This window comes from Burkholderia sp. IDO3, from assembly GCF_003366075.1.
In the GTDB taxonomy this organism is placed as follows: domain Bacteria; phylum Pseudomonadota; class Gammaproteobacteria; order Burkholderiales; family Burkholderiaceae; genus Burkholderia; species Burkholderia anthina.
In genome coordinates this window covers 599975-619549 of sequence record NZ_CP028964.1, presented here as the reverse complement: position 1 = coordinate 619549, position 19575 = coordinate 599975, and the positions used below count along the sequence as shown (strand labels likewise).

17 protein-coding genes are annotated in these 19575 nt (G+C 65.5%); 7 read left to right on the top strand and 10 right to left on the bottom strand.

Translation table 11 applies throughout. The features are described 5' to 3' along the window. The first annotated feature begins 306 nt into the window (after positions 1-306). From DCN14_RS34480 to DCN14_RS34470, 3 genes are all read left to right on the top strand, one after another. Positions 307-1413, top strand: coding sequence for an S-(hydroxymethyl)glutathione dehydrogenase/class III alcohol dehydrogenase (locus tag DCN14_RS34480; protein WP_096506958.1), 1107 nt, complete (start codon positions 307-309; stop codon positions 1411-1413). Between the two features lie 16 nt (positions 1414-1429). Beyond that, the gene (fghA, locus tag DCN14_RS34475) at positions 1430-2281 is read left to right on the top strand and encodes an S-formylglutathione hydrolase (RefSeq protein WP_096506959.1); all 852 of its coding nucleotides are present in this window, start codon (positions 1430-1432) and stop codon (positions 2279-2281) included. Between the two features lie 101 nt (positions 2282-2382). Then, on the top strand, positions 2383-2766 hold the full coding sequence (locus tag DCN14_RS34470) for a VOC family protein (protein WP_096506960.1): 384 nt from the start codon (positions 2383-2385) through the stop codon (positions 2764-2766). Positions 2767-2858: 92 nt separating this feature from the next. Here DCN14_RS34470 and DCN14_RS34465 read toward each other — a convergent pair whose 3' ends face one another. Beyond that, a complete protein-coding gene (locus DCN14_RS34465) occupies positions 2859-3878 on the bottom strand; it encodes a helix-turn-helix domain-containing protein (protein ID WP_096506961.1) in 1020 nt (339 codons plus the stop codon). A gap of 335 nt (positions 3879-4213) precedes the next feature. Between DCN14_RS34465 and DCN14_RS34460 the strand changes: the two genes are divergently transcribed. Both DCN14_RS34460 and waaC read left to right on the top strand, forming a co-directional pair. Continuing rightward, positions 4214-4636, top strand: a complete 423-nt coding sequence (locus DCN14_RS34460; protein WP_096506962.1) for a TerB family tellurite resistance protein — start codon at positions 4214-4216, stop codon at positions 4634-4636. 151 nt (positions 4637-4787) lie between these two features. Beyond that, positions 4788-5783 (top strand): lipopolysaccharide heptosyltransferase I, encoded by a 996-nt coding sequence (gene waaC / locus DCN14_RS34455; RefSeq protein ID WP_096506963.1) that lies wholly within the window; start codon positions 4788-4790, stop codon positions 5781-5783. Positions 5784-6021: 238 nt separating this feature from the next. Here waaC and DCN14_RS34450 read toward each other — a convergent pair whose 3' ends face one another. The 6 genes from DCN14_RS34450 to DCN14_RS34425 all read right to left on the bottom strand — a co-directional run bounded on the left by DCN14_RS34450 (position 6022) and on the right by DCN14_RS34425 (position 13572). Beyond that, positions 6022-6858, bottom strand: a complete 837-nt coding sequence (locus tag DCN14_RS34450) for an intradiol ring-cleavage dioxygenase (protein WP_096506964.1) — start codon at positions 6856-6858, stop codon at positions 6022-6024. A gap of 158 nt (positions 6859-7016) precedes the next feature. Continuing rightward, a complete protein-coding gene (locus tag DCN14_RS34445) occupies positions 7017-7226 on the bottom strand; it encodes a hypothetical protein (protein WP_096506965.1) in 210 nt (69 codons plus the stop codon). Positions 7227-7242: 16 nt separating this feature from the next. After that, positions 7243-7635: an RcnB family protein gene (locus DCN14_RS34440; RefSeq protein ID WP_096506966.1), complete on the bottom strand. Its 393-nt coding sequence runs from the start codon at positions 7633-7635 to the stop codon at positions 7243-7245. Between the two features lie 157 nt (positions 7636-7792). Next, on the bottom strand, positions 7793-9253 hold the full coding sequence (locus DCN14_RS34435) for an efflux transporter outer membrane subunit (RefSeq protein WP_096506967.1): 1461 nt from the start codon (positions 9251-9253) through the stop codon (positions 7793-7795). Next, positions 9250-12435, bottom strand: coding sequence for an efflux RND transporter permease subunit (locus tag DCN14_RS34430; protein ID WP_096506968.1), 3186 nt, complete (start codon positions 12433-12435; stop codon positions 9250-9252). The genes DCN14_RS34435 and DCN14_RS34430 overlap by 4 nt, the downstream gene beginning before the upstream one ends. Before the next feature lie 9 nt (positions 12436-12444). Then, positions 12445-13572: an efflux RND transporter periplasmic adaptor subunit gene (locus DCN14_RS34425; RefSeq protein ID WP_143331700.1), complete on the bottom strand. Its 1128-nt coding sequence runs from the start codon at positions 13570-13572 to the stop codon at positions 12445-12447. 279 nt (positions 13573-13851) lie between these two features. On the opposite strand from DCN14_RS34425, the gene DCN14_RS34420 reads away from it, so the two are divergent. Continuing rightward, a complete protein-coding gene (locus DCN14_RS34420; protein ID WP_096506970.1) occupies positions 13852-14571 on the top strand; it encodes a response regulator transcription factor in 720 nt (239 codons plus the stop codon). Then, positions 14571-15878, top strand: a complete 1308-nt coding sequence (locus DCN14_RS34415) for an ATP-binding protein (RefSeq protein ID WP_096506971.1) — start codon at positions 14571-14573, stop codon at positions 15876-15878. Before DCN14_RS34420 ends, DCN14_RS34415 begins: the two co-directional genes overlap by 1 nt. Positions 15879-16019: 141 nt before the next feature. Here the strand turns inward: DCN14_RS34415 and DCN14_RS34410 are convergent, their stop codons facing one another. From DCN14_RS34410 to DCN14_RS34400, 3 genes are read right to left on the bottom strand one after another with little or no spacing between them, the layout of a single operon-like run. After that, on the bottom strand, positions 16020-16832 hold the full coding sequence (locus tag DCN14_RS34410) for an enoyl-CoA hydratase-related protein (RefSeq protein WP_240327454.1): 813 nt from the start codon (positions 16830-16832) through the stop codon (positions 16020-16022). Positions 16833-16837: 5 nt separating this feature from the next. Continuing rightward, the gene (locus tag DCN14_RS34405) at positions 16838-18094 is read right to left on the bottom strand and encodes a CoA transferase (protein ID WP_096506973.1); all 1257 of its coding nucleotides are present in this window, start codon (positions 18092-18094) and stop codon (positions 16838-16840) included. A gap of 52 nt (positions 18095-18146) precedes the next feature. Continuing rightward, positions 18147-19529: an MFS transporter gene (locus tag DCN14_RS34400; protein ID WP_096507080.1), complete on the bottom strand. Its 1383-nt coding sequence runs from the start codon at positions 19527-19529 to the stop codon at positions 18147-18149. Positions 19530-19575: the final 46 nt, after the last annotated feature.

Here is a 19575-nt window from a genome sequence, read left to right as displayed (position 1 = left end):
TTGTTTTGAAAGCGCTGCGCCGCGAGAATTCGCGCCGTTCGAGCAAGGTAACGCTCGAAGAATCGGTTGACAACGACGTCGGACGGGAATTTTTCCCGAATTGCGACAACGGGATCGGCTCCGGCGTCAACCGCGGATTCGGGAAACCCTGACGAATCGCCCTTCGGTCGACGGACAACCCGGAACCCACTTCGGTTTGGACAACTTGCACAGCATTTGCGCCAAAACCCGTCTCAAGCGCGCCATCCTCGCGGCAATCGACAATCATGGCGTCGTCTCAATCATTGACTTGGGCGACGAGAGAACATGAAGACGAAAGCAGCGATTGCATGGAAGGCGGGCGCGCCGCTGACGATCGAGGAAGTCGATCTGGACGGCCCGCGCGCGGGCGAGGTGCTGATCGAGGTGAAGGCCACGGGCATCTGCCACACCGACTACTACACGCTGTCGGGCGCGGATCCGGAAGGGATCTTCCCGGCGATCCTCGGCCACGAAGGCGCGGGCGTCGTGGTCGACATCGGCCCCGGCGTCGGCACCGTGCGCAAGGGCGACCACGTGATTCCGCTGTACACGCCGGAATGCCGCGAGTGCAAGTTCTGCCTGTCGCGCAAGACCAACCTGTGCCAGAAGATCCGCGCGACGCAGGGCAAGGGCCTGATGCCCGACGCGACGTCGCGCTTCTCGCTCGACGGCAAGCCGCTGTTCCACTACATGGGCACGTCGACGTTCTCGAACTACATCGTGGTGCCGGAGATCGCGGTCGCGAAGGTGCGCGAGGATGCGCCGTTCGACAAGATCTGCTACATCGGCTGCGGCGTGACGACCGGCGTCGGCGCGGTGGTGTACTCGGCGAAGGTCGAGGCGGGCGCGAACGTGGTCGTGTTCGGTCTCGGCGGGATCGGGCTGAACGTGATCCAGGGCGCGAAGATGGTCGGCGCGGACAAGATCATCGGCGTCGACATCAACCCGAAGCGCGTCGAACTCGCGAAGAAGTTCGGGATGACGCACTTCATCAACCCGAACGAGGTCGGCAACGTCGTCGACCACATCGCGCAGTTGACCGACGGTGGCGCGGACTACTCGTTCGAGTGCGTCGGCAACGTGAAGCTGATGCGCCAGGCGCTCGAGTGCACGCACAAGGGCTGGGGCCAGTCGTTCATCATCGGCGTGGCGGCGGCGGGCGAGGAAATCGGCACGCGTCCGTTCCAGCTGGTGACGGGCCGCGAGTGGAAAGGCTCGGCGTTCGGCGGCGCGCGCGGCCGCACCGACGTGCCGAAGATCGTCGACTGGTACATGGAAGGCAAGATCAACATCGACGACCTGATCACGCACACGCTGCCGCTCGAGAAGATCAACGACGGCTTCGACCTGATGAAGCGGGGCGAATCGATCCGCTCGGTCGTGTTGTACTGACAGGAGGCACACGACGATGCTCGAACTCGTTTCATCGCATGCTTGCCACGGCGGCGAGCAGCGCTTCTATCGTCACGATTCGACGACGATCGGCCTGCCGATGAAGTTCTCGGTGTACCTGCCGCCGCAGGCGGCACACGACCGCGTGCCGGCGCTGTTCTATCTCGCGGGGCTCACTTGCACGGAGGAGACGTTCGCGATCAAGGGCGGCGCGCAGCCGCATGCGGCGCAGCACGGCGTGGCGCTCGTGATGCCCGACACGAGCCCGCGCGACGCGGGCGTGCCGGGCGAGACCGATGCGTGGGACTTCGGGGTCGGCGCGGGTTTCTATGTCGATGCGACCGAGGCGCCGTGGTCCGCGCATTACCGGATGGAGTCGTACGTGACGGGCGAGCTGCGCGAACTCGTCACGGCGGAACTGCCGATCGACGGCGCGCGGCTCGGGATCTTCGGGCATTCGATGGGCGGGCACGGCGCGCTGACGCTCGCGCTGCGTCACCCGGGCCTGTACCGGTCGGTGTCGGCGTTCGCGCCGATCGCCGCGCCGACGCGCTGCCCGTGGGGCGAAAAAGCGTTCTCCGGTTATCTCGGCGCCGATCGCGAAGCGTGGAAGCAGCACGATGCGAGCGAACTCGTCGCGCGCGCGGATGCGCCGAAGTTCGCGGACGGCATCCTCGTCGATCAGGGTCTCGCCGACCAGTTCCTCCCCAACCAGCTGAACCCGGACGTGTTCGAAGCCGCCTGCGCGAAGGCCGGCCAGCCGCTGACCTTGCGTCGTCACCCGGGTTATGACCATGGGTACTACTTCATACAGAGCTTCATCGGCGACCATATCCGCCACCACTCGGAGACGCTCCGCCCCGGCTGAAAAACTTCGTCGATCACCGCATGTGGCCAGGGGAATCGTACTCGCCCTTCCCCGCGCTCCATGAATCGCCTTTCCACTCCCAACGACGCAAAAGGAACATCATGGCCATCTTCACGCATGTCACTGTCGGCACCAACAATCTCGATGCCGCTCGCGGCTTTTACGATACCGTTCTCGGCGAGATCGGACTGAAACGCATCACCGACCTCGGCGAAAATGGTTCGATCTGGGGGAAAGACGCACCGTCCTTTTTCGTCTTGAAACCCGTGAACGGTCAGCAGGCGACTATCGGCAACGGTGTCACCGTGGCATTCGAAGCACCGGATCGCGATTCGATTCACACCTTCCATGATGCCGCGCTGGCTGCCGGCGCCAAGGACGAAGGCGCGGCCGGCCCTCGCGACTGGGCACCCAACGCCTATGCGGCCTATGTCCGCGACCTGGACGGCAACAAGCTCGCGGTTTACTGTTTCAAACCCGCGTGACGCGCTCGATGTGACATCGGCCAGTATTCGACGTTTATATCCGCGCCGGAAATACGGCGTCGAGCGGGTTCCCGTCCCGGCTCGACGACGTATCACGGGCTTCGGCGCACGTTGCCGTCACCATGACGCTGCACTGCGCCGAAACGCTCGCGGTATTCGAGCGGCGTCACGTTGAGCGCGCTCTGGAATGCTTTCCTCATCGTCTCGTAGGTTTTGAAGCCGGCGTTTGCCGCGACGGTCTTGGCCGGCAGACGCCCTTCTTCAAGCATCCGGCGGGCGGCTTCGATACGGATACGCGTCAGGAATCCGGATGGCGTCATGCCCGTTTCCTTCTTGAAGCAACGGTTGAAGCTCCGCACGCTCATCGAAAGTCGATCCGCCATTTGAGACGCGCTCAGCTCCTTCTGGCAGTTCTCCAGCATCCAGTCCTGAATGTCCCTGATGCTGGGGTGGTGCGTCGTCTGGCTCATCAGGTGCGAACTGAACTGCGATTGCCCACCCGGCCGCTTCAGAAATACGACGAGGTCGCGCGCCACATCGAGCGCCACGTCGCGGCCGAAATCCGCTTCGACGAGCGCCAAGGCCAGATCGATTCCGGCTGTGACGCCTGCCGACGTCCAGAGTTTGCCCGCGTGAATGAAAATGCAGTCCGTATCGACGCGCACGGCAGGATACCGGGCGCGCAACGCATCCGCGACTGCCCAGTGCGTCGTCGCCCGGACACCATCGAGAAGGCCCGCGGCGGCGAGAAAGAACGCGCCGGAGCACAACGCCGCCAGCCGTTCCAGACGGTCGAACGCAGCCTCGACCCACTCGACAATCTCATGTGCACGGTCGAGCGCCTGTTCGATCGACCACGCGCCGACGATCATGGCCGTGTGGGGAAGCGAGAGGCGACTCAGCATCTTTGTCGCGTACAGCGGAACACCCGTATCGGTCACGCAAGGGCCGCGCTTGGTCGATACCAACTGGACATCGTAGCGGCCATCGATACGCCGGCGCTGCAGATGCAGGTTTGCATAATGAAAAACGCTCAATGCACCGATTGCCTCCAGTGCCTTGCATCCGTCGAAAATGACGATATCGATCGTGATTTCCTCCGTCTGGTACATATGTGTCCCCTTCCCGACCGGTTGACTGCCGCGGAAATGTTCCGACGACCCAGCAACCATGTCACGCACGAATCATGCCAATCCGCGCCGGTTTCGAGCGATCTGCCGGTTTGCCGAAGTACCGCCCGCCGCGTCATCGAGCCGGGCACCGGCGGCGATCCGGATTCGCGTGTTCGGCGGGATCGCTCGAGGGTCGGGCGGGATTCGGAACCGCCCTCCTCACTTCGGTTTTTCCGAAGTTTCAGTATTGGATTAACTGATTTTTCCGATCACCCAAACCGTCGAAACTGTTGACTCTTCAACAACGCGGAACGATCCCGCAAAGGAGCAACAGCATGAGAACCTATCCCCGCAACAGCGCCCAGGCAGCCGCACGCATCGTTGCGCTGGTGCTGATCGCGGACGGCCACGTCGATCCCAGCGAGGAACGGTTCCTCGAGAAACTCGAGACCGAACGCAGGTTCGGGATCGCGTCGACCGAGTTTGCGCAAATCGTCCAGACGGTATGCGAGGATCAGGCAATCAGCCACGTTTCGTCCGGCGCCATTTCCGGCCATCTCGATCACGCCACGCTGGAAACGCTACTCGCGGAAATCGACGACCCCGATTTGCGCGTGAGGATCATCGAGATGTGTCTCGCCGTCGCATCGGCGGATGGACACCTCGCGGACGGTGAAATCAGTGTGCTCGGGACCATTCTGACCGCATGGACGCCGCAAACGCTGAACTTCGCTTCAGAAGAACGCAGCTTCGCGTAGGCCCCCGGCGAAGCCTGCCCCGGCTTCCGACAGTCGCCGCCGAGGCCGGAAACGTCCCGCGCTCGCCCAAGCCGTCGAGGCCATTCGACCTCGCGGACATCCGGGTCAATGTATTCGGCGTGTTATTCCGCAAGTAAAACCAATGATTGCAATGAAGCGCATTTTGATCGTGAAGGTGACGTCGCTCGGCGACGTCGTCCAGACGCTGCCGGTCGTCGCGGACCTCCATCGTGCATTTCCCGGCGTGACGGTCGATTGGGCCGTGGACGAATCGTGTGCCGAAGTCGTGCGCTGGCACCCGGGCGTCGGCAACGTGCTCTGCGCGCCGCTGCGGCGGTTCAAGAAGCGCCGGAACCGCGGCGACCTGAAGGCGATTTCCGCGTCGATCGGCGCGTTGCGCGCGCACCGGTACGACGCCGTCATCGATCTGCACGGCGTCTACAAGAGCGCGATCATCTCGGTGCTCGCGCGTGCTGCGCGCCGCGTCGGCTATCAGACGCAGGATCTCGGCGAGACGGGCGCGCGTTTCGCGTATTCGCATCGCTTCGGTCCGCGCCCGGACTGCGACGCATGGCACGGGATGCGCGTGAGCGCCGGCGAGGCGCTGGGCTATGTCCCCGAAGGGGGCGCGGCATACGGCATCGTGGCGCCGCAGGACACGAGCCTGCCGGCCGCCGTGACCGACGGCGCGCCGTTCATGCTGCTGTTTCACGCCACCTCCAATCCGGACAAGAAATGGCCGGCCGATCACTGGGCTGCGCTCGCCATGCAGATGATGGCGCGCGGCGTGCGCGTGCTGGTGCCGTGGGGATCGGCCGCCGAACATGACGACGCGCGGGACATCGCGGCACGCGCGCCGGGCGCGGTCGTACTGCCCGCGATGTCGGTGCGCGAACTGGGCGCGGCGATCGGCCGGGCCGCGCTCGTGGCGGGAGTCGATACCGGATTCGTGCACATGGCGCATGCGCTGCGGCGGCCGACCGTGATGATTTTCGTCGCGACGTCGCGCCATCACTGCGGCATCGGCGGCGTGCCGAATGCGCTGTCGATCGGCGAGCCGGGCGCGATGCCGTCTGTCGACCAGGTGATGATCGCCCTTGGCAAAGTCCAATGTGCACATAAGGAATACGAATCACTGGATTCGTGACAAACACGACCGCCACCCCGTATCGGACGACGCGAGTTTCGTGAATGCCTTCGCGACGTTCGATCGCGGTGCCCGGCGGTAGATCTGAACCCGACAGGCTCTCCGTCGACACGGCGAGAATGGTCGATGACGCAGGCTCAACCCGGCACTATCGAACCGGATATGGGCGGGTGGAAGATGACGGCCATCGCAGCGCAAGCCCGCGCCTGTTTCCCCTTTTCACCCGAGGAGGCCACCGTCACCCAAGCTCGCGCGACATCGCTCCCGGATCGATCGCCACGATCACATTCGCCACGACCCCGCGTGCCGGATCGCGCGAGTCCACCAACGTCGTGCGCGCAACGGCTTGAGCGCCATGCTGGCTCGCGTAGACCGGATCGTCGGTCAGCGCGACACGGGCAACGCGATTGTCGCGATACGGCGCGACGTCTCGCATCAACGGCACGATCAGCGTTTCCGGAAGAAACACTTGCCCGATGTGCGCGACGTGATCGCCATGCGACGCGTTCGCGGCCGAGCGGACCCGGAAATGCACGTGATTCGTTCGCCCCGGATATACGCCGGGAACGATCGAATCGAAACGTGCGATGCCGTTCCGATCGGTTGGCTGCACCCCGCGCAAGAACGTCAACGCGTCGGTCGGGTGCGGTGCCGGCGGCATGCCCGACGGTAGCCCATGATTCGCGCCGGCCGGACCGAAGCCGGACGGCGGCGGCCCGGGCAGCGGTCCAGCGGGCGGCCCCGAATGCGAGAGCTGACCGAAGCCCGAATAGACGCCGAGCGCGTCGCATTGCCAGACGTCGACAAGCGCATCGGCCAGCGGCACGCAGCCGCGCACGTCGATCACCGTGAAGCGAAGATCGAGCGGCACGCCCGGCTTGTGCTCGCGAATGTCGCGCCGCATCAGGCGCTTGTCGAGATAGTACGGGCCGAGGACTTGCTCCGCACTCGCCACGCACACCCCCGTGTTCGCCGCGACCCCGGGGCGGGCATGCATGGCGAAACCGAGCGCAGCGCCCGTCGTCAACACGGACGACAGAAACGCGCGGCGGGACAGACTGGAACGATAGAGCATGACGAGTCACGGTTTGACGCACGGGAGCACGCTGATTCCGGCGGTGCCTTGGCGCGACGCATTGAAGGAAATCGTGAGCGGCCGGCTGGATTTCGCCGACGACACACGGCAGCTGCATGCCCGGCGGCGGCACGGCCGGCCGCCGGGGATCGCATCGATCAGCTCAACGCGGACGGATGCGGCACGACGATCGCGCCTTGCGGCCCACCGCCGCCGCCGCCGCCGGGGCCTCCCGGCCCGCCTTGTCCGCCCGGGCCCCCGGGGCCGCCGCCCGGCCCGCCCCAGCCGCCGCAATACGGCAACAGGCAACATCCGCTGAGCGCGGAAACCAGTGCAATCAATGCCGCCAGTGCAAGCGTGTTTCTCATGTCACTCCTTGTCCGTTCAATGATGCGGGCCGCTGAGGATGCTCGTGATCACGCCGGTCGTCATCGCGGCCAGCACGAAATCGCCATCGATCTGCAGCCACTGATAGCCGGACGGCGGCGGCTGAAGGTCGTGCCCGCGCCAGTCGTCGACCACATACTTCGGACCGCGATAGTCCTGGGGCACGCGTCCGCCGCGGCGATGCCAGTCGCCTCGCGCAGCGTCCATCCGCGCGTCGGGACGCGCACGCATCGCGCCGTCGCGATCCGGCGCACGATCCGGCCGCGTCTCGCGGGCGCGGTCCGCCCCGGGGCCGCCCGGCGCATCGCCGGGCCCCTGCTGCGCCGACGCGCCGATCGACGTTCCAGACATCCCGGCGGCAACGAGCAACGCGAGAATCCGTTTCTTCATGGTGCTTTTCTCCTGAAATCAAACACGACAATCCGCATGCCGCCCGCGAGCGGACCGAAACACGTCACGTCGTGAATGCACTGCATCCGGAGACGGCCGCCATCTGCCGCCCCCGACTTCCGGCAATCGATTGAAGCTCGCAGCTTCCGCGCTTCGCTCACGACTGCCCTGACACATGCCGAGCGTCGCCCGCTTGCGACGCACCGTCGGCCCTTTCCGACCAGCCGCCGCCGAGCACCTTGTACAGCGTCACCAGATTCGACAGCTTCGACAGTTGATCGGTGACGAGCTGCTGCTGCGCCGTATACAACGTTCGTTGCGCGGTCAGCAGCGTGAGGAAGCTGTCGGTGCCGGTCCGGTAGCGCGCTTGCGCAAGATCGTAGTAATCCTGAGCGGATCGCACGTACTCGCGATCGGCGTCGACCTGCGTCACATAGGTCTCGCGCCCGGCCAGCGCATTGGCGACTTCCTTGAACGCGGTCTGGATCGCCTTCTCGTAGTCCGCCACGTCGATGTCCTTCTCGATCCGCGCAACGTCGAGCGATGCCTTGTTGCTGCCGTAATCGAAGATCGGCATCGTGATCGACGGCGCGAACGTCCATGCGCCGGTGCCGGCCTTGAACAGCTGCGCCAGGCCGGTGCTGGCCGTCCCGGCCGTCGCCGTCAGCGCGATCTTCGGGAAGAACGCGGCGCGCGCGGCGCCGATGTTCGCGTTCGCGGCCTTCAGCGTATGTTCGGCGGCCTCGATGTCGGGCCGGCGCGCCAGCAGGTCGGACGGCACGCCGGCGCCGATGTCCGCGAACATCGCGTCGCCGTCGAACAGCGTCGGGCCCGAGTCGAGATCGTCCGGCAGCGCGCAGCCGATCTGCGCCGCGAGCGTGTTGCGGTCCTGCGCGACCGCCCGCGTGTACGACGCGACGCTCGCCTTCGCGCTCGCGAGCGACGTCTGCGCCTCGCGCACGTCCTGCAGCGACGCACTGCCGATCTTCTGCATCGCAACCGTCACGTCGTAGGTGCGCTGGTCGGCTGCCGCCGTATCCGTCGTGATCTTGAGCATCGCCTCGTCGGCGCGCAGTTGCAGATAGTCGGTCGCGACGGTCGCGACCAGCGACAACTGCGTGCTCACGCGCGACGCATCGGTCGACAGGTAGTTCTCGAGCGCCTGCCGCTTCAGGCTTTGCAGGCGGCCGAAGAAGTCGATCTCCCACGACGTCGTGCCGACCGACACGCTGCTCGACCGCGTGGTCGCGCCGTCGCTGCGCGCATTCGACAGCGATCCCGTCGCGTCGATCGACGGGGCGAGCGCCGCGCGCGTGATGCGGTACTGCGCTTCGTATTCGGCGACCTGAAGCGCGGCCACGCGCAGGTCGCGGTTGTTGTCGAGCGCGAGCGCGATCAGCTTCCGCAGGTGCGGATCGCGATAGAAATCGCGCCAGCCGACTTCGGCCGCCACCGGCGTCGCGGCCCCGCTGGCCGCGGACGGCGCGGACGCGGTGCCGTACGCCGACCCGCTCGGCCATGCGCCGGCCATCGGCGCGGCCGGACGTTGATAGACGGGGTCGAGCGAGCACGCGGCGAGCGCGGCAACGCAAACCAGCGTCAGGCATTTCAGTTTCATGCTTGTTCCTCGTCGTGCCGCGCGCCGTCGTGGCCGTGTTCGTTGAACAGCCTGCGCACGACGATGAAAAACACCGGCACGAAAAATATCGCGAGCACCGTCGCGGCGATCATCCCGCCCGCGACGCCCGTTCCGATCGCATGCCGGGCGGCCGAGCCGGCGCCGGTGCTGATTACGAGCGGCAGCACGCCGAACACGAACGCGAGCGACGTCATCAGGATCGGCCGCAACCGCAGGTGCGCGGCCTCGAGCGTCGCGTCGAGCAGCCCGCGCCCCTGCGCCTGCAGGTCCTTCGCGAATTCGACGATCAGGATCGCGTTCTTCGTCGACAGGCCGATCGTCGTCAACAAGCCGACCTTGAAATACACGTCGTTCGACAGCCCGCGAAGATGCGCGGCGGCCAGCGCGCCGAGCACGCCGATCGGCACCACGAGGATCACCGCGAGCGGCACCGACCAGCTTTCGTACAACCCGGCCAGGCACAGGAACACGACGATCAGCGAGATCGCGTAAAGGTAGGTCGCCTGCGAGCCGGCCAGCACCTCCTGATACGACTGGCCCGTCCATTCGATGCCGAAGCCGCTCGGCAACTGCTGCGCGACCTTCTCGACCGCCTTCATCGCCTGGCCGGTACTGACGCCGGGCGCCGTCTGCGCGCTCATCTCCATCGCGAGCTCGCGGTTGTAGCGTTCGATCTGCGGCGGGCCGAAGGTCCAGCGCGTGCTGGAGAACGCCGAGAACGGCACCATCTGCCCGTCGTAGGACGTCGTCGTCGACGAAGCCGACGTGCCCGACGAAGAGGTCGAAGACGACGATGAATCGGCGCGCACATACCACTGCCCGATGTCCGACGGCATCATCCGGTACGGCGCGTCGGCCTGCACGTAGACCTTCTGGATCCGGCCGGTATCGATGTAGTTGTTCACGTACGACGAGCCGAACGCGGTCGACAGCGTCGTGTCGATATCCGAGACCGACAGCCCGAGCGCACTGGCCTTCTCGCGGTCGATGTCGACATAGAGCTGCGGCGTGTCCTCGAGGCCTGCCGGGCGCGTCATCGCGAGCGACGGCTCCTTCGCGGCCAGCGCCATGAAGCGGTTGCGCGCGCTCAGCAGCTTGTCGTGCCCCTGGCCCGAACGATCCTCGATCTCGAAGTCGAGGCCGCTTTGCGTGCCGAGCCCCTGGATCGCGGGCTGGTTCATCACGAAGATCTGCGCATCGCGACGCTTCGCGAACGCGGCGTTCGCGCGATCGATCACCGCCTGCGCGCTGTCGTTCGAGCCGCGCTGGCCCCAGTCCTTGAGCTGCACGAAGGCGAACGCGTTGTTCTGCCCCTGGCCGTTGAAGCTGAACCCGTTGACCGTCATGACGTGCGCGACGGCCGGCTGCTTCAGGAAATACTGTTCGACCGCCTGGACCGTCTTCAGCGTGCCCGATGCCGGCGTGCCGACCGGCGCGGACACGGACACCATGATCGAGCCCTGGTCCTCTTCCGGCAGATACGACGACGGCAGCGTCGCGAACAGCAGCGCGACGATGCCGGCGACCAGCGCATAGGCGATCATCCAGCGCGCGGGCTTCGCGACGACGCGTGCGAGCGTCGCGCTGTATCCCGCGTTGCTTTTCTCGAACATCCGGTTGAACGCGCCGAGGAACCCGCGGCGCGCGTGCTGCTCGGCCGACGCGGGCGTGAGCAGCGTCGCGCACAGCGCGGGCGTCAGCGTCAGCGCGAGCAGCACGGACAACACCATCGCGGACACGATCGTCACCGAGAACTGCCGGTAGATCGCGCCCGTCGAGCCCGAGAAGAACGCCATCGGAATGAACACGGCGGTCAGCACGGTCGTCACGCCGACGAGCGCGCCGGTGATCTGCCCCATCGCCTTCTTCGTCGCGGCCTTCGGCCCGAGCTTCTCGTCGGCCATGATCCGCTCGACGTTCTCGACGACGACGATCGCATCGTCGACCAGCAGCCCGATCGCGAGCACCATCGCGAACATCGACAGCACGTTGATCGAGAACCCGATCGCCGACATCACGCCCAGCGTGCCCAGCAGCGCGACCGGCACGACGATGGTCGGGATCAGCGTCGCGCGCAGGTTCTGCAGGAACAGGTACATCACGAGGAACACCAGGATCACGGCCTCGAAGAGCGTCTTCACGACTTCCTCGATCGAGATCCTCACGAACGGCGTCGAATCGTACGGATAGCTGATCGCGACGTCCTTCGGCAACTGCGGCTGCAGTTCGGCGAGCTTCGCGCGCACCTTCTTCGCCGTCGACATCGCGTTCGCGCCGGTCGACAGCTTGATCGCGAGCGCGGCGGCCGGCTTGCCGTCGCTGCGCGACGACGTATCGTACGAATCGCCGCCGACCTCGATGCGCGCGACGTCCTTCAACAGCACCTTCGAGCCGTCGGCATTGACGCGCAGCAGGATGTTGCCGAACTGTTCGGGCGTGGTCAGCAGGCTCGACGACGCGATGGTCGCGTTGATCGCCTGCGCATCCGTCGCGGGCGCCCCGCCCAGCTCGCCGACCGACAACTGCACGTTCTGGCTGGTGATGGCGGTCGTCACGTCCGACGCGGTGAGCCCGACGCTCTTCAGCCTGACCGGGTTCAGCCAGATCCGCATCGCGTGCTCGGCGCCGAACAGCGTGACGTCGCCGACGCCGGTCAGCTGCGTGAGCGGATCCTCGATCTGCGTCGCGATTACGTTGCCGAGATCGATCGAGTTCAGCGTGCCGCCGGGCGACGACAGCGCAACGATCATCAGGAAGTTGCTGGACGCCTTCGCGACCTGCACGCCCTGTTCCTGGACCGTTTCGGGCAGCGACGCCGATGCCTGCGTCACCTTGTTCTGCACCTGCACCTGCGCGATGTCGGCGTTGGTGCCGGGAGCGAACGTCAGGTTGATCGTCGCCTGCCCCGCGTTGCTGCTCGTCGACGACATGTACATCAGGTTGTCGATGCCGGACAGCTTCTGCTCGATCACCTGCGTGACGGTCTTGGCCACCGTGTCGGCCGACGCGCCCGGATAGGTCGCGCTCACGCGCACCGACGGCGGCGCGATGGTCGGATACTGCTCGACCGGCAGCGTCGTGGTCGCGGCGGCGCCGATCAGCATGATCACGATCGCGATCACCCATGCGAGGATCGGGCGCTGTATGAAGAATCCTGCCATGCGCCCTCCTTACGACTTCGCGGCCGGCGTATCGGCCGCCACGCGCACCGCCGTGCCGGCCTGCACCTTCTGCAAGCCGTCGACGATCACGCGATCGCCCGCCTTCAATCCGCTCGACACGATCCACTGGTCGCGATAGGCGTTGTCGGCGCGCACGGTTATCTGCTTCGCGTGGCCGGTCGCATCGACGACCCACACGCTCGCGGTGCCGTCCGACGCGCGCGTGACGGCGAGCTGCGGCACCAGCAGCGCATTCGCATCGACGCCCTCGTCGAGTTGCGCGCGCACGAACATCCCCGGCAGCAGTTCGCCGTCGGGATTCGGGAAGATGATCCGCAGCGTGACGGATCCGGTCGTCTGGTCGACGGTGATGCCGGAGAACTGCAGCACGCCGTCATGCGGATACGGCGTGCCGTCTTCCATCGTGAGCCGCACGATGGCGCCGTCGCCGGCGCGCTGCAGGCGGCCCGATGCATAGGCCTTGCGCAGTCGCAGCCATTCCGCGCTCGAGCGCGTGACGTCGAGATACATCCGGTCGTATGTCTGAATGGTCGCGAGCGCGGTGGTCTGGTCGGCCGTCACCAGCGCGCCTTCGGTCACCGACGACGCGCCGATGCGCCCGGCGATCGGCGCGGTGATCCGCGTATAGCCGAGATTGACGCGCGCCGATTCGAGCGACGCGCGATCGGCCAGCACGTCGGCCTCGTCCTCGCGCACGGCCGCGACCGCGTCGTCGTTGTCCTGCGCGCTGACCGCGCCGATCTTCGCGAGCTGCGCGTAGCGCGCGGCCTTCGTCTTCGCCGACGCGAGCGTCGCTTCGGCCTTCGCAAGCGTGCCGCGCGCCTGGTCGTAGGTGGCCTGGTAAGCCGCCGGATCGATCTGGTAAAGCACCTGTCCGGCCTTGACGTCGGCACCTTCGGTAAAGAGCCGCTTGCGCACGATCCCGCCGATCTGCGGCCGCACGTCGGACACCTGCAGCGCCGACAGGCGCCCCGACAGCGCCGTGCGCTCGTCGATCCGCTGCGGCGCGAGGGTCTGGACGCCGACCTCGACGGCCGCCGCGGCGGCACCCGGGCCAGCTGCCGTACCGCGATCGCCGCAACCCGCGAGCGCGAGCGACGCGCACAACGCCAGCATGGCCGGCCAGCGCGTCGCGCGCGCCGGCGATGCTGGCCCGGATAACGCCGGCAAACGCAACCGGCAACACTCCAACTGCTTGTTCATGTGTACGACCATCACCCTTCCAAGATGGGGTGCACGATACGTCAAACGTCTCGTAAGTTGTTGATTCTTATGTGAATTTATATAATGTGTCGTGATTGACACAGACCGATCGCGCGCACCGGAGTACATTGGTCGGCGAATGCACCGCGGCCGCGCGCCGCATACGACACGCACGCAACAACGGGGACTCCATTGACCGGCAATTCCATCCTGATCGTCGAAGACGACGCAGACATCAGCGTCCCGCTGGCCGCCTTTCTGTCCGGCAAGGGCTACGTCACGCACGTCGCGGACAGCGTCGAAGCCGCCGATGCGCTGCTCGCGACGGACGACGTCGATCTGGTCCTGCTCGACGTGATGCTGCCGGGCAAGGACGGGCTCGATCTGTGCCGTCGCCTGCATGCGAAGGGCGGGCCGCGCATCATCATGCTGACGGCGCTCGACGATCCGACGGACAAGGTGGTCGGCCTCGAACTCGGTGCGGACGACTACGTGCCCAAGCCGTTCGATCCGCGCGAGTTGCTGGCGCGCATCCGCGCCGTGTTGCGCCGCCCCGTCGCCGCGGAGGGCGACGAACGCAAACCGGTCACCGAGCTGGTCCTGCAGTTTTCCGGTTTCACGTTCTATCCGTACCGGCGTTTCGTACGCTCGCCGGCCGGCCTGCGCGTGCCGCTGACGGGCGCGGAAACCGACCTGCTGCTCGTGCTCTGCCAGCACGTCCGCAAGGTGCTCTCGCGCGAAGAGCTCATCAACCTCACGCGCGGAACCAACTTCCCGATCTCGGGGCGCTCGATCGATCTGCTCGTGAGCCGGTTGCGGCGCAAGCTCGCGGGCAACGATCCGCTCGAGGAAACGATCCGGACGGTACGCACCGACGGCTACGCGTTCCAGCCCGACGTGGTCTTCGTCTGATGCGCCGGGTCTTCTCCACCACGCTCGGGCAGATCCTGCTGATCCTGACGTGTTCGTCGAGCGCGACGGCCCTGCTGTTCATCGTTCTGCTGTCGCACCACACCCCGCCGGCTCCGCCGTGGCCGTGGCAGAGCGCCTATCGCATCGCCAGCGCGGTCGAGAGTCTCCGCGCGGTTCCCGACGCCGAGCGCGGCGCCGTGATCGCGACGATGCGGCAGCCGGGGCTGTCGTTCCGGCTCTCGCAGGCGGCGTCGGCCTGCTCCACGGAAACGCTGGACACCCGGGACCTCGAATCCGTGCTGAAATCCGAGCTGACGGGCGCGGCCGATCTGTCCGTACGCGCTTGCGGGGCCGAACATGCCGGGGACGCGGCAATCCAGGTACGGGTGCCGCTCGGCAGCCGGACGCTCGAGATTCGGACCGCCCGCGACACGGCCGACCCGCCGCGCTATTCCTTTCCCTTCTACGGCGCGTTGATCTTCATGTGCGTGGGCGTGGCCGCGATGTCGGCGTGGGCCATCTCGCGCGTGATTCGTCCGTTGCGACGGTTGTCCGAACACGCCGACGCATTCGGCCAGCAGATGTCGGTATCGCCGATCGCGGAAGAAGGTCCGCTCGAAATTCGATCGGCGGCACATGCATTCAACCTGATGCAGGAGCGCATCACGCTGTCGATCCAGAACCGCACGCGCATGCTGGCCGCGATCAGCCACGATTTGCGCACGCCGCTGACGCGCATGCGGCTGCAGCTGGAAATGGAACAGAGCGAATCCGTGCGCGACAAGCTGATACGAAACATCGAGCTGATGCAGGCGATGGTCACGTCCGCGCTGGCGTTCCTCAGCAGCGGTGTGGACCGCGAAGAGAAGGAGTGGCTCGACCTCGGCGCACTGATCTCCACGCTGTGCGACGAATACGAGGAAGCCGGCGCGGCGGTGCACTATATCGGCCCGGAGCAGATCCGCTTCTTCTGCCGGCCGGACGCGATGCGCCGGGTGCTGACGAACCTCATCGAGAATGCGCTGCACTTCGGGAGCGGCGTCGCGGTAACTGCATCGGTCGACGGCCAGAGCGTGCATATCGACGTGGTCGACGACGGGCCAGGCATTCCCGAGCATCGACTCAAGGACGTGATCGAGCCTTTCGTGCGTCTCGATCCGGCACGCGGCGACCGCCCGGGGAGCGTCGGGCTCGGTTTGTCGATCGTTCGGGAAATCGTGCATGCGCACGGCGGCACGTTCACGCTCGTCAATCGCAAACCGACCGGGCTCATCGCGCGAATCGTGCTTCAGTGTCCGCGAGGCTAGAAGACCACGCCCGGCAGCGCAACGCACGGCGGCATGCCCGTTCCGTCATAACCGGCGTTCGATGCGCTCGGGCGCACGTCGCCGGCGGGGCACGCGCCGAATGCATGAGCGATGGGCAAATGGCGGGTATGGCGATTCTGGTCAGTGACCGCAAAATCGCGGCGCCCGCTTTTCCCTGAAAGCCGTGCGCGCCTCGACATAGTCTGCGCTGTTGGCGGCTCGACGGATAGCGGCTTCGGCCACCCGCTCGCCGTGGTTTTCCGATGCTGTTTCGAGCGCTGCCAGGATCGCTTTTGCACCGCGAATCGATAACGGCGCAACGGCCGTCATCGTCGCGGCACATCGGCGCGCGGCTTCATACACATTGTCATGAACTTCGTCGATCAGACCCGCGCCCAGCGCATCGAAAGCACCGATCCGGGCACCCGTGAATAGAATACGTCGCGCGCGCCCGGGGCCGACGAGATTGAGAAGCCGGCGGGTACCCGCTGCGCCGTAGACCACCGATAACCTTGCCGCCGGAATTGCAAATGTGGCTTGCGGTGCAGCAAATCGGATGTCGCACGCTAGCGCGAGATTGCATCCGCCGCCCATGCAATAGCCGTTGATCGCAGCGATAACCGGCTTGCCGAGCGTTTCGAGTGCCCGGCATCCCGCCTCGTAAATCGCGTCATAGGCGAGCACCTGTGCCGTGTCGTTACGCAGTTCATCGAATTCCGTGATGTCGGCGCCCGCGCAAAAACTGTCATGGCTGCCTGTCAGAACGACCGCGCGCACGTCATCGCGGCCATCGAGTTGTTCGGCAAGCCAGGCAAGCTCACGCCACATGTCGAGCGTCATCGCATTGCGCTTCTCGGGACGAGCTAGCGTAATGGTCGCAATATGGCCTTCGACGTGCAGTTCGAGTCCGTGGGCAGAGCCGGCGCGATCCGCGTCGATATCGAGGCGATGCATGAGCGTCATCCTTGCGTGGCGGCAGCGGCTTCGACCGAGGCACCCGCCTGCAGCACGGCACCCGATGCGATGAGATCCCGGACCTCGCCGTCAGTGAATCCGAAGCGACGCAGAATGTCGGTGGTATCCTGCCCGACACGCGGTGCCGCCCGCGACGCGATCCGCGTCGTGCCATTGAAATGGATCGGCAAACCGAGAGCACGCGTCGTGCCCCCGTTCGGGGCCTCGACTTCGACGACCATTCGCGTCGCCTTTGACTGCTCGTGTTCCAGTGCCTGAGCGACGTTTTGTACCGGGCCGGCCGGAACCGATGCCTCGTCGAATCGGCGCAGCCACGACGCCACGTCGTCGGTGGCCAGCACATCGTTGATGAGTCGCTCCAGTGCCTTTCGGTTGGCAAGTCGCGAATCCGGTGTCATGAAGCGCGGATCTGCCTTCCATTCTGGATGACCAAGCATTTCGGCGATCCGTGCCCAGTTGGCTTCGTTCGCGCCACCGATCGCAATGCGTCCGTCTCGACAGCGATAGACCTGATAAGGCGAGATCAGCGGATGTGCGGTGCCCGAGGGTTTCGCGATCGCGCCTCGCGAGAAATACGCGGCCGCGTACCAGTACATCTGCTGCAGCGACGCCTGCACCAGCGAAGTGTCCACGCGTTGCCCGAGCCCCGTGCGCAACCGATGCACATAAGCCGCGAGGATACCGAGCGCCGCGAGAATGCCGGCGTTGACGTCCGCGATCGATACGCCGGGCTTGACGGGCTCGCCGCCTTCCTCGCCCGTCACGCTGATGAGGCCGCTGAATGCCTGCAGAATCAGATCGAAGCCGCCTTTGCGCGCGAGCGGCCCTTCACGACCGTATCCGGTGATGGAGCAATAGATCAACGCCGGATTGAGCTGACTCAGCACTTCGTAGCCAAGTCCGAGACGCTCGATCACGCCCGGCCGAAAGTTTTCCGTCAACACGTCCGCCTGTCCCGCCATACGCAGTAGCACTGCCTTGCCCGCATGGCTCTTGATGTCGATCCCGATCGACTGCTTGCCCCGATTGAGCATCATGAACGACGGCGGCGTGCCCGCGTCGGACGCTTTCCCGTAACTTCTGGCGTCGTCGCCATAGGGAATCTTCTCGACCTTGTAGACGTCCGCGCCCATATCGGCCAGCATCAAGCCGCATACCGGCCCGGCCATGATCTGAGACAGTTCGAGTACCTTGAGCCCTTTGAGCGGTTGCTGAAATGACGAAGTTTTTTCGTTTTGCATGAGTAGTCCTAATATCTCCATACGTTCCCGAGCAGGCAGACTATCGATCGAACTAGCGTTCCTCGACTGTCGATGAATGGGCGCCAGGCGCGCGCACCGGGGCCGCGATGACGGGCGAGACGGCGGCATGAGGCAAGCGACGTGCGGGCCGGGTCACGACAAGCAGCAGGACGGCGCCCGAAACGAGCATTGCAACGAGGCACCAGAGTCCCGGGGACAGCGATCCGGTTCGCTCCTTCAAGAGGCCGATCAACAGCGGCGCGATCATGCCCGAGCTGACGCCGAGGCAATTGATGAATCCCACCCCGCTTGCGGCGAATTCCGCCGGCATCGCCGATGCGGGAATGGTCCAGAAGACGGGAATCGCGCCAATGACCCCGACCGCGCCGACACTGAGCAACGACATTGCGACGGCAAAGCCCAGATGCGGCAGCGTGGACAGCCCAAGCGCGGCTGCGCCGACGAGAAGCGCACCCGCTGAGTGCCAGCGCCGCTCATTCATGCGGTCGGAGCGGCGCGAAATCACGATCGTGCCGATTGCCGCCAGCCCCCAGGGGATCACTGAATACAGGCCGATCTCGAGCGGCGTGGTCGCGCCATAGGCACGAATGATCGCCGGCACCCAGAACCCCAACGCATAGACACCGGAGATCGAGCAAAAATAAACGAGCGCAAACAGATACACCTGCTTTGAACGAAGCATCCCGAACCGGCCGGCAGGAACGATCTGCCGCGATGCGGCGAGCCGGTCTTGCGCGAGCGCCGCTTCCAGCGCGCGCCGTTCCTGTAGCGACAGCCAGGTGGCTTCGGACGGCCCCTGCTTGAGAACCAGGAAGCAAACGATCGCCATCAGGCAACTGGGCAATCCCTCGAGCAGGAATAGCCATTGCCAGCCGGCCAGTCCGGCGGCCATATGGAAGCGGGTCATGATCCACCCCGACAGCGGCCCCACCACGACCCCTGCCACAGTCACGCCCGAGGTGAATACCGCGAAAGCGTGACTGCGATGCGTTTGCGGAAACCATGTCCCGAGATAGTAAATGACGCCGGGATAGAAACCGGCCTCGAATGCGCCCAGCAGTAGCCGGCCGGCAAAGAATTCATAGGGAGTCCGGATCAGCAGCATGCCTGTCGAGCACACGCCCCATCCGAGCATGATGAGGAAAAACACCCTCTTTGCCCCCCATCGGCGCAACAGCATGTTGGCCGGGACGGCGAACGCCACATAGGTTGCGAAATACAGGGTCGCGCCGAGACCGTAGATACTGTCGGTGATGTGTCGCGCCTCGCGCAACTGGATCTGCGCGAATGCGACGTTGTAACGATCCATCGAACAGAGCACGTAGCTCACGAACAGCACGGGCACGATGCGCCAGAATGCCTTTGCGCATGCCGCCTCGCATGTCGTGGCGGATGGGCTGGAATTGCCTGACATGGTTGTCTCCATATGTTTTGTGTATTCGCGAAGATCCGTGTCTTCG

Bases quoted from the DNA above. Each gene is read 5' to 3' on its own strand.
- DCN14_RS34480 (WP_096506958.1), top strand. From the start codon at position 307: ATGAAGACGAAAGCAGCGATTGCATGGAAGGCGGGCGCGCCGCTGACG.
- fghA (WP_096506959.1), top strand. From the start codon at position 1,430: ATGCTCGAACTCGTTTCATCGCATGCTTGCCACGGCGGCGAGCAGCGC.
- DCN14_RS34470 (WP_096506960.1), top strand. From the start codon at position 2,383: ATGGCCATCTTCACGCATGTCACTGTCGGCACCAACAATCTCGATGCC.
- DCN14_RS34465 (WP_096506961.1), bottom strand. From the start codon at position 3,878: ATGTACCAGACGGAGGAAATCACGATCGATATCGTCATTTTCGACGGA.
- DCN14_RS34460 (WP_096506962.1), top strand. From the start codon at position 4,214: ATGAGAACCTATCCCCGCAACAGCGCCCAGGCAGCCGCACGCATCGTT.
- waaC (WP_096506963.1), top strand. From the start codon at position 4,788: ATGAAGCGCATTTTGATCGTGAAGGTGACGTCGCTCGGCGACGTCGTC.
- DCN14_RS34450 (WP_096506964.1), bottom strand. From the start codon at position 6,858: ATGCTCTATCGTTCCAGTCTGTCCCGCCGCGCGTTTCTGTCGTCCGTG.
- DCN14_RS34445 (WP_096506965.1), bottom strand. From the start codon at position 7,226: ATGAGAAACACGCTTGCACTGGCGGCATTGATTGCACTGGTTTCCGCG.
- DCN14_RS34440 (WP_096506966.1), bottom strand. From the start codon at position 7,635: ATGAAGAAACGGATTCTCGCGTTGCTCGTTGCCGCCGGGATGTCTGGA.
- DCN14_RS34435 (WP_096506967.1), bottom strand. From the start codon at position 9,253: ATGAAACTGAAATGCCTGACGCTGGTTTGCGTTGCCGCGCTCGCCGCG.
- DCN14_RS34430 (WP_096506968.1), bottom strand. From the start codon at position 12,435: ATGGCAGGATTCTTCATACAGCGCCCGATCCTCGCATGGGTGATCGCG.
- DCN14_RS34425 (WP_143331700.1), bottom strand. From the start codon at position 13,572: ATGCTGGCGTTGTGCGCGTCGCTCGCGCTCGCGGGTTGCGGCGATCGC.
- DCN14_RS34415 (WP_096506971.1), top strand. From the start codon at position 14,571: ATGCGCCGGGTCTTCTCCACCACGCTCGGGCAGATCCTGCTGATCCTG.
- DCN14_RS34410 (WP_240327454.1), bottom strand. From the start codon at position 16,832: ATGCATCGCCTCGATATCGACGCGGATCGCGCCGGCTCTGCCCACGGA.
- DCN14_RS34405 (WP_096506973.1), bottom strand. From the start codon at position 18,094: ATGCAAAACGAAAAAACTTCGTCATTTCAGCAACCGCTCAAAGGGCTC.
- DCN14_RS34400 (WP_096507080.1), bottom strand. From the start codon at position 19,529: ATGTCAGGCAATTCCAGCCCATCCGCCACGACATGCGAGGCGGCATGC.